General features: G+C 70.2%; 12 protein-coding genes. 6 read left to right on the top strand and 6 right to left on the bottom strand.

The window, feature by feature from the left end; genetic code table 11:
* Positions 1 to 1,029: 1,029 nt before the first annotated feature.
* The 5 genes from Afe05nite_RS42390 to Afe05nite_RS42375 form a co-directional block, all read right to left on the bottom strand.
* Entirely contained in the window at positions 1,030 to 1,680 is a 651-nt protein-coding gene (locus tag Afe05nite_RS42390; protein ID WP_203823011.1) for an MBL fold metallo-hydrolase, read from the bottom strand.
* Complete coding sequence (locus tag Afe05nite_RS44800) at positions 1,650 to 1,784, bottom strand: hypothetical protein (protein ID WP_275407555.1); 135 nt, start codon at positions 1,782 to 1,784, stop codon at positions 1,650 to 1,652. Before Afe05nite_RS44800 ends, Afe05nite_RS42390 begins: the two co-directional genes overlap by 31 nt.
* Positions 1,785 to 1,802: 18 nt before the next feature.
* Entirely contained in the window at positions 1,803 to 2,756 is a 954-nt protein-coding gene (locus tag Afe05nite_RS42385; RefSeq protein ID WP_203823010.1) for an SMP-30/gluconolactonase/LRE family protein, read from the bottom strand.
* A gap of 74 nt (positions 2,757 to 2,830) precedes the next feature.
* The gene (locus tag Afe05nite_RS42380) at positions 2,831 to 3,724 is read right to left on the bottom strand and encodes a helix-turn-helix domain-containing protein (RefSeq protein ID WP_203823009.1); all 894 of its coding nucleotides are present in this window, start codon (positions 3,722 to 3,724) and stop codon (positions 2,831 to 2,833) included.
* A gap of 85 nt (positions 3,725 to 3,809) precedes the next feature.
* The gene (locus tag Afe05nite_RS42375) at positions 3,810 to 4,229 is read right to left on the bottom strand and encodes a hypothetical protein (protein WP_203823008.1); all 420 of its coding nucleotides are present in this window, start codon (positions 4,227 to 4,229) and stop codon (positions 3,810 to 3,812) included.
* A 79-nt stretch (positions 4,230 to 4,308) separates the two neighbouring features.
* On the opposite strand from Afe05nite_RS42375, the gene Afe05nite_RS42370 reads away from it, so the two are divergent.
* Positions 4,309 to 4,929 carry a TetR/AcrR family transcriptional regulator gene (locus tag Afe05nite_RS42370; RefSeq protein WP_203823007.1) on the top strand — a complete coding sequence of 207 codons (621 nt, stop codon included), beginning with the start codon at positions 4,309 to 4,311 and terminating at the stop codon, positions 4,927 to 4,929.
* A gap of 106 nt (positions 4,930 to 5,035) precedes the next feature.
* Complete coding sequence (locus tag Afe05nite_RS42365; RefSeq protein WP_203823006.1) at positions 5,036 to 6,091, top strand: hypothetical protein; 1,056 nt, start codon at positions 5,036 to 5,038, stop codon at positions 6,089 to 6,091.
* 13 nt (positions 6,092 to 6,104) lie between these two features.
* Here Afe05nite_RS42365 and Afe05nite_RS42360 read toward each other — a convergent pair whose 3' ends face one another.
* Positions 6,105 to 8,033 carry an APC family permease gene (locus Afe05nite_RS42360; protein WP_203823005.1) on the bottom strand — a complete coding sequence of 643 codons (1,929 nt, stop codon included), beginning with the start codon at positions 8,031 to 8,033 and terminating at the stop codon, positions 6,105 to 6,107.
* A gap of 123 nt (positions 8,034 to 8,156) precedes the next feature.
* On the opposite strand from Afe05nite_RS42360, the gene Afe05nite_RS44795 reads away from it, so the two are divergent.
* Genes Afe05nite_RS44795 through kdpB form a run of 4 tightly spaced genes read left to right on the top strand, consistent with a single transcriptional unit; the run spans position 8,157 to position 12,152 of the window.
* Positions 8,157 to 8,288 (top strand): hypothetical protein, encoded by a 132-nt coding sequence (locus Afe05nite_RS44795; protein ID WP_275407554.1) that lies wholly within the window; start codon positions 8,157 to 8,159, stop codon positions 8,286 to 8,288.
* Positions 8,285 to 8,374 (top strand): K(+)-transporting ATPase subunit F, encoded by a 90-nt coding sequence (kdpF, locus tag Afe05nite_RS42355; protein ID WP_203823004.1) that lies wholly within the window; start codon positions 8,285 to 8,287, stop codon positions 8,372 to 8,374. Before Afe05nite_RS44795 ends, kdpF begins: the two co-directional genes overlap by 4 nt.
* Positions 8,374 to 10,020, top strand: a complete 1,647-nt coding sequence (gene kdpA, locus Afe05nite_RS42350) for a potassium-transporting ATPase subunit KdpA (RefSeq protein ID WP_203823003.1) — start codon at positions 8,374 to 8,376, stop codon at positions 10,018 to 10,020. The genes kdpF and kdpA overlap by 1 nt, the downstream gene beginning before the upstream one ends.
* Positions 10,017 to 12,152, top strand: coding sequence for a potassium-transporting ATPase subunit KdpB (kdpB, locus tag Afe05nite_RS42345; protein ID WP_203823002.1), 2,136 nt, complete (start codon positions 10,017 to 10,019; stop codon positions 12,150 to 12,152). The genes kdpA and kdpB overlap by 4 nt, the downstream gene beginning before the upstream one ends.

Here is a 12,152-nt window from a genome sequence, read left to right as displayed (position 1 = left end):
AAATCGGAAACGGTAGGGATGTATAGATGAGAACGGGCATTGACCTGCTGTCTCCGGAGGGTCGGGGTGGGCGAGTTCGAGAAACGGCTGATCTCCTCTTGTGGCTCAAGGATCACGGTGACGCAACTCCGGAAGACCTGGTTCAGGAGGCTCCTGAGTGGCTGACTCGCGCGTTTGTGCCGGAACGCACGGCCGAGGAGAACGAGGCATGGCTCGTTCAATGGCAGGCCTCCTCTGATCCGCTCGCATTCGAGCGGGAATCTGGCTGGACTGCTTCGAATTGGATCCATTGGTTCTCCCGGATAACGAAGTCTGGAGTGTCGACGAGGTCCTTGTCGATGACAGCGGCGGTCGCCTCACGGTCCATCTGGAGCATGACGACGACCCGATCCCGTTTGAGGCGGTCAGGTGGCTAGCGCTGGTGGCTGGACTTCACGTCAGCGACGCATCTCGGACTACTTGATGCGGCGATTCCATGGAGTGAATCACCCAGTCTGGCGCGCCGATATCGACGCGCTCGCTGGCGCGTGCAGTAACGCTCCGTGACGTACGTGCGACGGCGTCTGTCCTCGCGTGCGAGGGTTGCCGTCACGGTTGCCGTCAATGCTGCACTGGCATCAATGTATGTCGATGTGCGACCCGGCGGCTCAGTGCGATGGATTCGCTTGTCCTTGCGAGCGGGAAGCCACGGCCTCCGCGTCCTTCCGGCGTTCGGCTGTTACGGGCGTGCGCGCGGGGCCGTAGGCCTGTAGCGCGTGCGCGCGGCCCGGCGTAGCCGGGCCGCCTTCTTGATTACGTGAAGCAGTTTTGGACCAGCGCCGCCCGTGGTCAGGTCGTCGGATTGCGGGGGCGACGAGTTTTCTTGGCGGCCGGCGGCTCGTGCGGTTCGGGGCGGCGAAGCGGGCGGCGCCGGTCGGGCCCGCCGCGTACGGCACGCCGTGGAAGGCCGTGCCGTACGCGGTGTCGCGACCCCGGACCGGACCGGTCGTGGTGACGATGTCCATCGCGGGTCTCCTGAGCGGTGGTCGTTCAGAGCCGGGTGAAAGGCGCCCACCGCGAGATGGCGAAGGCGTCGCCTCGGTGCTCGACCTCCAGCGCGCCGGGGCCGCTCAGGTGGGCCGGCAGCACGAGGGCCTGGTGGTCCGCGGCCCAGCTCAGCAGCCGTCGGCGGGTGGCAACGGCGATACCCGGGTCCTCGCAGAAGCAACTGTTGTGGCCGGCCTCCAGCACCTGCAGCGGGGTGTGGATCAGGTCGCCGGCGAACAGCGCCCGGGAACCGCCGGAGTCCAGCTTGAGCACGCTCGAGCCGGGCGTGTGCCCGGGGGCGGCCTCCAGGCGCAGATGCTCGTCGATGGCGTGGCTGCCCTCCCAGAGCTGGATCTGACCGGCGGCCCGCACCGGGGCGACGCTGTCCGCGAAGACGTTCTCGTTGACGCCCCCGGCGAGGTTGTCGTTGTTCGCCGGGTCCCAGAACAGGAAGTCCGGCCGGGGCATCAGGTAGGTGGCGTTCGGGAACGTCGGCACCCAGTCGCCGTCCACCAGGCGGGTGTTCCAGCCGACGTGGTCGACGTGCAGGTGCGTGTTGACCACCAGATCGACGTCCGCCGGGCGTACGCCGGCCCGGGCCAGGTTGCCGAGGTAGTCCAGGCTCAGGTGGTCCCGGACTCGTGCCGCTGCCACGCCTCGGCGGGCATCGTCGGGAAGAACGCCTCGGCGGGCATGATCGGGCCGTGCATCTCCTCGACCCGGATGATGGCTACGTCGCCGAGCTTGATCTCGTTCATGGTTTCCGTTCCTCGTTCTCAGAGCCGGCGCGGTGCGCGGACCAGCAGCAGGTTGGGGTCGGTGGCGGTGGTGTAGGCGGCGCTGAGCACGTAGAGGGTGTTGCCGCGCAGGGCGACCGAGGTCGGGTTCTGCAGCCCGTCGGCGCCGTCCAGGACGGTGGTCACCGGGTGGCCGGGCCGGATGCGCACCACGGTGTTGGGTGCGTCGCGGGCGGCGAGCACCTCGTCGCCGGAGCCGGTGAACGCGAAGTCGTCGATGCCGCTCAGGCCGGTCGCCTTCACCTGCACCGTCTCGTCGCGGGGGCCGGGGTGCAGCGGGAGCCGAAGCAGCGTGCCCTGGTCGAGGTTGCTCGCCCACAGCGCGTCGTCGTGCAGCTTGAGGCCGTTGGCGCCGAGGAAGCCGGTGGCGGCGAGTTCGGGCCCGGCGGCCCAGGTGGTCGCCCGGCCGCCGGCCACCGGCACGCGCATGATCCGGCCCAGTACGGAGTCGGTCAGGTAGAGCATCCCGTGGCGTGCGTCGAGGGCCAGCCCGTTCGGCAGGCCGGCCGCGGGCAGCGCCGCGATCCGGTGCGGGGTTCCGCCGGGACGTAACCGCCACACGCCGGTCAGATCGGCGGTGCCGCTGGCATAGAGGAAGTACAGGGTGCCGTCGGAGGCCCGGTCGATGCCGGTGGTCAGCGCGAAGCCGAGGACCGGGGTGTGCACGCCGCCGTCGGCCGGCAACGGCATGGTCGCCAAGATCCGGACCGAGCCGGCCGGGCTGACCGCGGCCACCTGACGAGCCGCGGCGAACGTGAGATCGGCGGTTCCCTCGGGTTCCAGGACCACGTTCTCGGGCAGCTGGCCCTTCGCGTAGTCGAAGTGGACCCCGGCCGGCGCCGGAGCCGGGCTCGCGGACGCGGCGGTCACCGACGCGGCGACGATGCCCGCCGTGGCCAGGGCCAGGAGAGCCGAAATTGCTTTCTTGTTCATTTTTCCCCATCGTTTCGGGCGCGCGGAAGCCCGCACGCAATGCGCAAAGGTGATCGGTGGACGGGGGAGCGGTTCTACTCGGGCCGCACCCGGGACGGTTGCGCCGGTCGGGAGCCGGCGGCGAACGCGGTGCTGTGGGCCAGCAGGGACATCGCTTCCCGCGACGGCGAACCGGCTCCGGTGGTGGCGATCACCACCGTGCGGCCCTGTTCGGTGCGCAGTGCCTGCTGCGTGACGGTCAGCAGGCCGACCAGCGGATGGCGCATCTCGTAGGTGGCGTCGCCGCCGGTCTTGACCCGGTGCGCCGCCCACATCTCGGCGAACTCGGGACTGCCGACCGTCAGCTCGCCGACCAGGGCCGCGAGCGCCGGGTCGCCCGGGTGCTGCCCGGCCGCCAGGCGCAGGGTGCCGACCACGGCCCGGGCCTTGGCCGCCCAATCGACGTACAGTTCGCGGGTGTGCTGGTCCAGGAAGACCAGCCGGGCCATGTTGGGCCGGCCCCGGGGGATCTCCGGGCCGGCCGGGTCGAGGTGCCCCGCGAACAGCGCGTGGCCCGTCCTGTTCCAGGCAAGCACGTCACTGTGCCGCCCCAGCACCAGCACCGGTGTCTGTCCCATCGCCTCCACCAGCTGCGCCAGCTCGGCCGTCAGCCGTTCCGGCGCCGACCGCCGGGCCGCCGGGCGGATCCGGCTGCCGGCCGCCAGATCGTGCAGGTGGCGGCGTTCCGCCTCGTCGAGTTGCAGCGCCCGGGCGATCGCGTCGAGCACCTCCGGTGACGCGTTCAGCGAATAGCCCTGTTCCAGCCGGGCGTAGTAGGACGCGCTCACCCCGGCCAGCCGGGCGAGTTCCTCCCGGCGCAGGCCCGGGACCCGCCTCCGGTCGCCGTATCCGGCCAGTCCCACATCCGCTGGTCGCAGTTGCGACCGGCGGGTCTGCAGGAACTCTCCGAGCTGTCGCCTGCTGTCCATGAAGCGAGTATCACCACGCCGCTCTCGGCCGGCCACACCCTGCGATGGGTAGGCACCGCAGGCTTGCCCCACATCGGAGCGACGCTCAGGCGGCCGGAGTCGAGCGCCAGGCCAGCCAGCCACGGCACAGCACGTAGGCCGCCGCGACGACCACGACCAGGGCGAAGTCGATGACGGCGGCCGGCCGGGCCTCGGGCACACGGCCGGCCGTCACGCCGAACACCACCAGAGCCGACTTCCCGGCGAGCAGGAGTTCCCACACGCCCGCCGACCGGCGCGGCCGGAACGCGAGCAGAGCGAAGAGCCCGGCGAAGATCGCGAAGCTGGAGACCCGCCAGCCTTCGACGAAGAGCCGGTCGTCGGGGGCGCTGATGGTCATCAGGACGCCGTTGACGAACGCGCCACTGGTCGCGAGGGCCGCGAAGGCGGCGAGCCCGCGCCCGGCGCGGTCGGCCCGGCGGCTCGGGGCGGTGGTGCCGAGGTGGGTGGCGGTCACGGTGGTCATGGCGACTCCATTCATCGGTACGGCTTAGCTTTACAGTCGTAAACCTACGCTCTTGGTTAACGCATGTAAAGTGATAGGGGTGACCACACCGAGAAGCCGGGCCCTCAACAAGCGCGGCCAGGGCGCCCACCTGCGCGACGAGATCGTCGGCGCGGCCGCGAAACTCGTCGACGGGGGCCTGCCGCCCGCCGTGACCCTGCGCGCCGTGGCCCGGGCGGCCGGCATCTCCGCGCCGGCGATCTATCTGCACTTCCCCGACGTGGACTCGATCCTGCTGGCGGTCACCCAGCAGGCGTTCGCCGCCCTGGAACGCGAACTCGGCGAACCCGGCGACGCCGACCCGGCCGATCGGCTGCGGGCGGTCTGCGCGGCGTACCTCTCCTTCGCCGAGCGTCAGCCGCACCGCTACCGCGTCATGTTCGGCGGGGTCTGGAACGCCGAACAGGCGAGGCGCCAGGCCCCGGCCCTGACCGACGAACTCGCCGTGCTCGGCATGGGAGCCTTCGACCTCATCCGCGGCGCGCTGGCCGACTGCGTCACGGCGGGCCGGTCGGCCAGCGTCGACCCGTTCACCGACGCCACCGCGCTGTGGGTGGGCCTGCACGGATTGGCCCAGCTCAGGGTGGCGACACCGCTGTTCCCCTGGCCGCCGGAATTGCAACGGCCGATCATCGACCGCCTCGCGCTTCTCCGCGACTGACCCCCGCAGTCGGCCGCGGTGACAGTCCATCGTCCTGGTGACAGGTCTGTGGTCGGTCGGCCACCGGACCATACGATGACGGTCCGTTCAGCGTGAAAGGCGGCGTATGAGCCAGTCTCCCGTGACCAGGACGCCCGGCACTGCCGACGACGAGGTACAGGCCAGCCACAACCGCTACAGGAAAAGCTTCACCGGTCCGTCGATCGGCACCGAGGAGGAGCTGCAGGGCGTCAAGGTGCTGATGCCGCCCACCGGGCCCACCGTGTTCGCCGTCGTGACCTTCCAGCCGGACGAGAGCCACGAACGGCCCACCGACGAGGTGCTCGTCGAAGTCACCAAGGACATCGGGGAGGAGGGCACGACCAGCGGCCGCTACACCATCGAGTTACGCACCACCCCGACCGAGAAGGAGGACCCGCCGGGGTGGCTGCGGCGAGTGCGCGCACTGCGGGCCGTGATCTGGCGCATCGAGGAGTGCGGGGGCCGGCCGCTGACCGACGACTGGTACGACGGGTTCCGCACGAAGGTGCTCTACTCCGAGCAGTTCATCGAGTTCCCGACCAGCAGCAAATCCGTCCCGGCCGCGGACCGGCAGGCGACGGTCGGGGTGCCGGCCGCCGCCCTCGGCACCGGGCCCGATCATCGCCGGGGCAAGCTGCACGACCTGCTCACCGTGCCCTGGTACATCGCCGATTTCACCGCGGACGACCAGGTCAAGGCCCTGCCTGCCAACGAGCGGTTCGCGTACGCGTTCGTGCTGTCGGCGGTGACCGCCCTCGCCGGGATCTGGACCGAGCCGAGGCTGGCCGACCGGGTGAACCACCTCGACGTCAAGAACCGCTGGGTCGTCCGGCCCCGGACGCCTCCGATCAGGCTTCTCGAAGCCCTGCCCGGCGAGGCGGGCGCACGCGTCCGCCGGCTGATCGCGGAGCGGGTGTGCCCGACCGGCCCGGCCGTCGCGGGCCTCAGCGGGAGCGCTCGCACGGGCCTGGCGAGCACGTGGGACCGCGCCCGGAAGCACGTCCTCGCCGGCGAGCACATGGGCGGGCACCAGCCGCCGGACGTGACCATCGGGGCCGCCCCGGCGATGCTCTTCGAATACCGCCAGGCCCCGGACTCGTTCGGCGAGCACTTCTGGGAACCCGGCAGGACCTACTTCTGACCGCGGCGGCCGGTCAGCCGACGTGGACGTGCGGGCGGCGGCTGCGCTGCGGCTCGGCCTGGCGGATCATCTCGCGGGTCACCGGGGCCACCTCGCCCTGGCCGAAGATCAGGTAGCGGGCGAAGTTGGCGATCGGGCTGCCCTCGGTCCACTCGAAATAGATGTGCGGGCGCCGGTTGCTGGTGTCGCGGATCCACAGCAGCAGGGCGGCGATCGCGCTCGGCACCGACGAGCTCTCCAGCGACAGCACCCGGTAGCGGTGGTGCAGGACCTCACCGCGTACGTGTAATTCGGTTTCGAAGTCCGAGGCGTCCTTGACCGTGACCTCGACGAAGATCACGTCCCGGTCGTCGGCCATGTCGTTGTCGGCAAGGATCTGCGCGATCTTGTCGCTGTACTCGCGGGCGTCGCGGCTGTCCGGCTCGTTGGCCACGAGCCGGATCTGCCGGCGCCCGCACTCGCGCAGGAAACCCTGCGCGATCTCGTCGGCGTCGATGGTGGTGACGCGCAGTTCGAACGCCCGGTAGAGCCGGGAGAGCAACGAGACGGCCAGGATCGCGGCGATGAAGCAGGCGGCGATCTTCACGCCGTCCGGCCGTTCGACGACGTTGGCGATGGTGGTGTAGACGAAGACCGTCGCGATGACGCCGAAGGCGGCGGTGCGGCCGCGCTGGCGCCGCCGCCACGCCGACAGGGTGACCGCGGTGGCCGCCGAGGTGATCAGCACGAGCACGCCGGTCGCGTAGGCGCCGCCCTGGGCGTCCACGTCGGCGTTGAAGACGACGGTGATGAGGAAAGCGGTGCCGGTGAAGACGAGCACCATCGGCCGGACCGCCCGCGCCCACGACGGCGCCATGCCGAACTTGGGGAGGTAGCGCGGAACGAGGTTCAGCAGGCCGGCCATCGCCGACGCGCCGGCGAACCAGAGGATCGCGATGGTCGACAGGTCGTAGATCGTGCCGAACACGCTGCCCAGGTTCTCGTGGGCGAGGTAGGCCAGGGCGCGGCCGTTGGCCTCGCCGCCGGACCTGAACTGGTCCTGCGGGATCAGCACGGTGGTCACCACACTGCTGCTGATCAGGAACACGCTCATGATGCCGGCGGACGTGGTGAGCAGCTGCTTCGCCCCGCGGATGCGCGCCGGGAGCGCGCCGGTGATGTGCGGCATGACCGCCACGCCGGTCTCGAAGCCGGACAGGCCGAGAGCCAGCTTGGGGAAGACGAGCAGGGCGATGCCCACCATCATCACCGGGTTGCCGTGCTGGGTGGTCAGCGCGTCGGTCCAGTCACCGACCGCCTGCGGGTGGGTGACCACCCGCCACAGCCCGTCGCCGACGACGATGACGTTCAGGAACAGGTAGACCCCGACCAGGCCGACCGCGATGCCGATGGCCTCGGTGAAGCCCTTGAGGAAGACCGCGCCGAGCAACGCGATCAGGACCAGGGTGACCAGGACGACGTGCCCGCGCAGGGAGTCGGGCCAGAACGGGTTCTCGTCGATGTGGGCGGTCGCGTCCGCGGCGGACAGGGTGATGGTGATGATGAAGTCGGTGGCCGCGAAGCCGAGCAGCACCAGGACGAACAGCTTGCCCTTCCAGAACGAGAGCAGCTTGACCAGCATGGCGATCGAGCCCTCGCCGTTCGGGCTCTCCGCCGCCACCCGCCGGTAGACCGGCAGCGCGCCGAGGACGGTCACCAGGATCAGCACGAGGGTGGCGATCGGGGAGAGCACGCCGGCCGCGAGCGCGGCGATGCCGGGCTGGTAGCCGAGGGTGGAGAAGTAGTCCACGCCGGTCAGGCACATGACCTTCCACCAGGAGTGCGGCTTGTCCTCCTGGGGCTGGGCGTGCGGCCCCTGATGCTGCTGGGACCGGTCGGCGAGGCCGCTGAGCAGCCAGCTCCGGAGCCGTTCCGGGGCGGCAGGGCTTTCCGTGACGGCCATGGGGGAAGTCTGGCACCGGGCAATGCCGTGAGCCGGGCCGCCGGCGTTAATACGGCGTCAACATCGCCCGGGCCGGCGTAGCCATCCCGTCAACGCCGATGACAACCGGTAGCACGGCGCGCTGTGCTTCTCGACGAAACCCATTCGCTTTCCTCGTCAAGGAGTCACTCCGTGGCTGATCTCGTGTTCGTCGTGATCACGGTGGTGCTGTTCGCAGCGCTGACCGTGCTGATCCGGGCGGTCGAACGCTGGTGAGCGCCGTCAACGTCATCGGCCTGATCGTGGCCGTCCTGCTGACCGTCTTCATGGTGGTCGCCCTGCTCTTCCCGGAGAAGTTCTGATGGCCGGCTGGTTGTTCGTCAGCACGCTGGTGATCGCGCTGGTCGCGGTCTACCGGCCGTTCGGCGACCACATGTACCGGGTGGTCGCCGGCACCCGGCACGCCCGGGTCGAGCGCGGCGTCTACCGCCTCGTCGGCGTCGACCCCGAGGCCGAGCAGACCTGGGGCGTCTACGCCCGTAGCGTGCTCGCCTTCTCCGCCGTCTCGGTGCTGTTCCTCTACCTCTTCCTGCGCGTGCAGGACAAGCTCTGGCTGGCGCTGGGCATGCCGAAGATGAACGCGCACGTCTCCTGGAACACCGCGGTCAGCTTCGTCTCCAACACCAACTGGCAGGCGTACGCGGGGGAGTCCGCTCTCGGGCACCTGGTGCAGATGGCCGGCCTCGCGGTGCAGAACTTCGTCTCCGCCGCCGTCGGCATCGCCGTCGCGGTCGCCTTGATCCGCGGGTTCGCCGCCCGCAAGCAGGCGACTCTCGGCAACTTCTGGGTCGACCTGACCCGGATCACGCTGCGCGTCCTGCTGCCGGTCGCGGTGCTGTTCGCGGTCATCTTCATGATCGCCGGCATGGTGCAGAACCTGTCCGGTGGGGTCGACGTGACCACGCTGACCGGCGCCACCCAGCACCTCACCGGCGGCCCGGTGGCCTCCCAGGAGGTCATCAAGGAGCTGGGTACGAACGGTGGCGGCTTCTACAACGTCAACTCGGCGCACCCGTTCGAGAACCCGACGACCTGGACCAACTGGCTGGAGATCTTCCTGATCTTCCTGATCCCGTTCAGCCTGCCGCGGGTGTTCGGCCGGATGGTCGGCCAGAACCGGCAGGGTTACGCCATCGTCGCGGTGATGGCCGTGCTGGCGATCGCGTCGATCGCGCTGACCGTCGGGTTCGAGGTGCACGGCGCCGGCACGGTGCCGCAGGCGGTCGGTGCGGCCATGGAGGGCAAGGAGGTCCGGTTCGGGGTGCCCAACTCGGCGACCTTCGCGGCGGCCACCACGCTCACCTCGACCGGTGCGGTGGACTCGTTCCACGACTCGTACACCGCGTTCGGCGGCATGATGCCGATGATCAACATGATGCTCGGTGAGGTGGCGCCCGGCGGCACCGGTTCGGGTCTCTACGGGCTGCTGATCCTCGCGGTCATCACGGTTTTCGTGGCCGGCCTGATGGTCGGGCGCACCCCGGAGTACCTGGGCAAGAAGATCGGCGCCCGGGAGATGAAGCTCGCCTCGCTGTACTTCCTGATCACCCCCGCGCTGGTGCTGATCGGCGCGGCGGCGGCCTTCGCCACCGGCAACAACAGCACCGCGCTCAACACCGGGCCGCACGGCCTCTCCGAGGTCCTGTACGCGTTCACCAGCGCCGCCAACAACAACGGCTCCGCCTTCGGTGGCATCACGGTCAACACGCCGTGGTGGGACACCGCGCTGGGCCTCGCCATGCTGCTCGGCCGCTTCCTGCCGATGGTGCTCGTGCTCGCCCTGGCCGGCTCGCTGGCCCGGCAGAAGGCCGTCCCCGAGTCGGAGGGCACCCTGCCCACCCACCAACCCCTGTTCGTCGGAATGGTCGTCGGCGTCACCGTGGTCCTGGTCGCGCTGACCTTCCTGCCCGCTCTCGCTCTCGGACCCATCGCGGAGGGCCTGTCATGACCACCCCCACCCTGGAAAAACCGGCCGCCGGACAGCCGGCCGCCACCTCCGCCAACCGCCGTGTCGGCGGCGGCCTGCTCGACCCGGCGCAACTGTGGCGCTCGGTGCCCGGCGCCCTGCGCAAGCTCGACCCGCGCACCCTGTGGCACAACCCGGTGATGCTCATCGTCGAGATCGGCGCGGTCTTCACCACGATCCTGTCGATCACCGACCCGAGCGTGCTGGCCTGGACGATCACCGGCTGGCTGTGGCTCACGGTGGTCTTCGCCAACCTGGCCGAGGCCGTCGCCGAGGGCCGCGGCAAGGCCCAGGCCGCCGCGCTGCGCCAGTCCAAGCAGGACATGATCGCCCGGCGGCTGACCAAGGACGGCCGCGAGGAGCGGGTGCCCGCGCCGGAACTGCGCCAGGGCGACACCGTCGTGGTCGAGGCGGGCGAGAGCATCCCGGGCGACGGCGACGTCGTCGAGGGCATCGCCAGCGTCGACGAGTCGGCCATCACCGGCGAGTCGGCCCCGGTCATCCGGGAGTCCGGCGGCGACCGCTCGGCGGTCACCGGCGGCACCAGGGTGCTCTCCGACCGGATCGTCGTCAGGATCACCCAGAAGCCGGGGGAGAGCTTCGTCGACCGGATGATCGCCCTGGTCGAGGGGGCCAACCGGCAGAAGACCCCGAACGAGATCGCGCTGAACATCCTGCTCGCCGCGCTCACGATCATCTTCCTGCTCTCGGTGGTCACACTGCAGCCGCTGGCCATCTACGCCAAGGCCTGGCAGGCGGCGGCCCCGGACACCCAGGCCATCAACGCCCACGGCGTCACCGGGATCGTGCTGGTCTCGCTGATCGTCTGCCTGATCCCGACGACCATCGGGGCGCTGCTGAGCGCGATCGGCATCGCCGGCATGGACCGGCTCGTCCAGCGCAACGTGCTCGCCATGTCGGGCCGCGCGGTCGAGGCCGCCGGTGACGTCAACACGCTGCTGCTCGACAAGACCGGCACGATCACCCTCGGCAACCGGCAGGCCGCCGAGTTCGTCCCGGTCGACGGCGTCACCGCGGCCGGCCTCGCCGACGCCGCCCAGTTGTCCAGTCTCGCCGACGAGACCCCGGAGGGGCGCTCGGTGGTCGTCCTGGCCAAGAACGAGTTCGGGCTGCGCGAGCGCGAACCCGGCCTGATGACCGACGCCACCTTCGTGCCGTTCACCGCGCAGACCCGGATGAGCGGGGTGGACATCGGCGACCGGCAGGTGCGCAAGGGTGCGGCCGCGGCCGTCCTGAAGTGGGTGCGCGACAACGGCGGTGATCCCACCGCCGAGGTCGGCGAGATCGTCGACACGATAAGCGGCACCGGCGGCACCCCGCTCGTCGTCGCCGAGCTCGTGGCCGGCCGGCCGGCCCGGGCCCTCGGGGTGATCCACCTCAAGGACGTCGTCAAGGCGGGCATGCGGGCCCGGTTCGACGAGATGCGCAAGATGGGCATCCGGACCGTGATGATCACCGGCGACAACCCGCGTACGGCCAAGGCGATCGCCGACGAGGCCGGAGTGGACGACTTCCTGGCCGAGGCCACCCCGGAGGACAAGCTCGCGTACATCCGTCGGGAACAGGAGGGCGGCCGGCTGGTCGCGATGACCGGCGACGGCACCAACGATGCGCCCGCCCTGGCCCAGGCCGACGTCGGGGTCGCGATGAACACCGGTACGTCGGCCGCCAAGGAGGCCGGCAACATGGTCGACCTCGACTCCGACCCGACCAAGCTCATCGAGATCGTGGAGATCGGCAAGCAGTTGCTGATCACCCGTGGCGCCCTCACCACCTTCTCGATCACCAACGACATCGCCAAGTACTTCGCGATCATCCCGGCCATGTTCGCCGGGGTCTACCCGGGCCTCGACACCCTGAACGTGATGCGGCTGCACTCGCCGGGCTCGGCGATCCTGTCCGCGGTCATCTTCAACGCGCTGGTCATCGTGGCGCTGATCCCGCTCGCCCTGCGCGGGGTGCGCTACACCCCGTCGAGCGCGAGCGCGCTGCTGCGCCGCAACCTGCTCGTCTACGGCCTGGGCGGCGTCATCGCCCCGTTCCTCGGCATCAAGCTCATCGACCTGCTCATCCAGTTCATCCCCGGGATCTGA

It is taken from the genome of Paractinoplanes ferrugineus (assembly GCF_016862195.1).
In the GTDB taxonomy this organism is placed as follows: domain Bacteria; phylum Actinomycetota; class Actinomycetes; order Mycobacteriales; family Micromonosporaceae; genus Actinoplanes; species Actinoplanes ferrugineus.
Note: the sequence above shows the minus strand (reverse complement) of the source record. Positions and strands in the feature narration are given on the sequence as shown.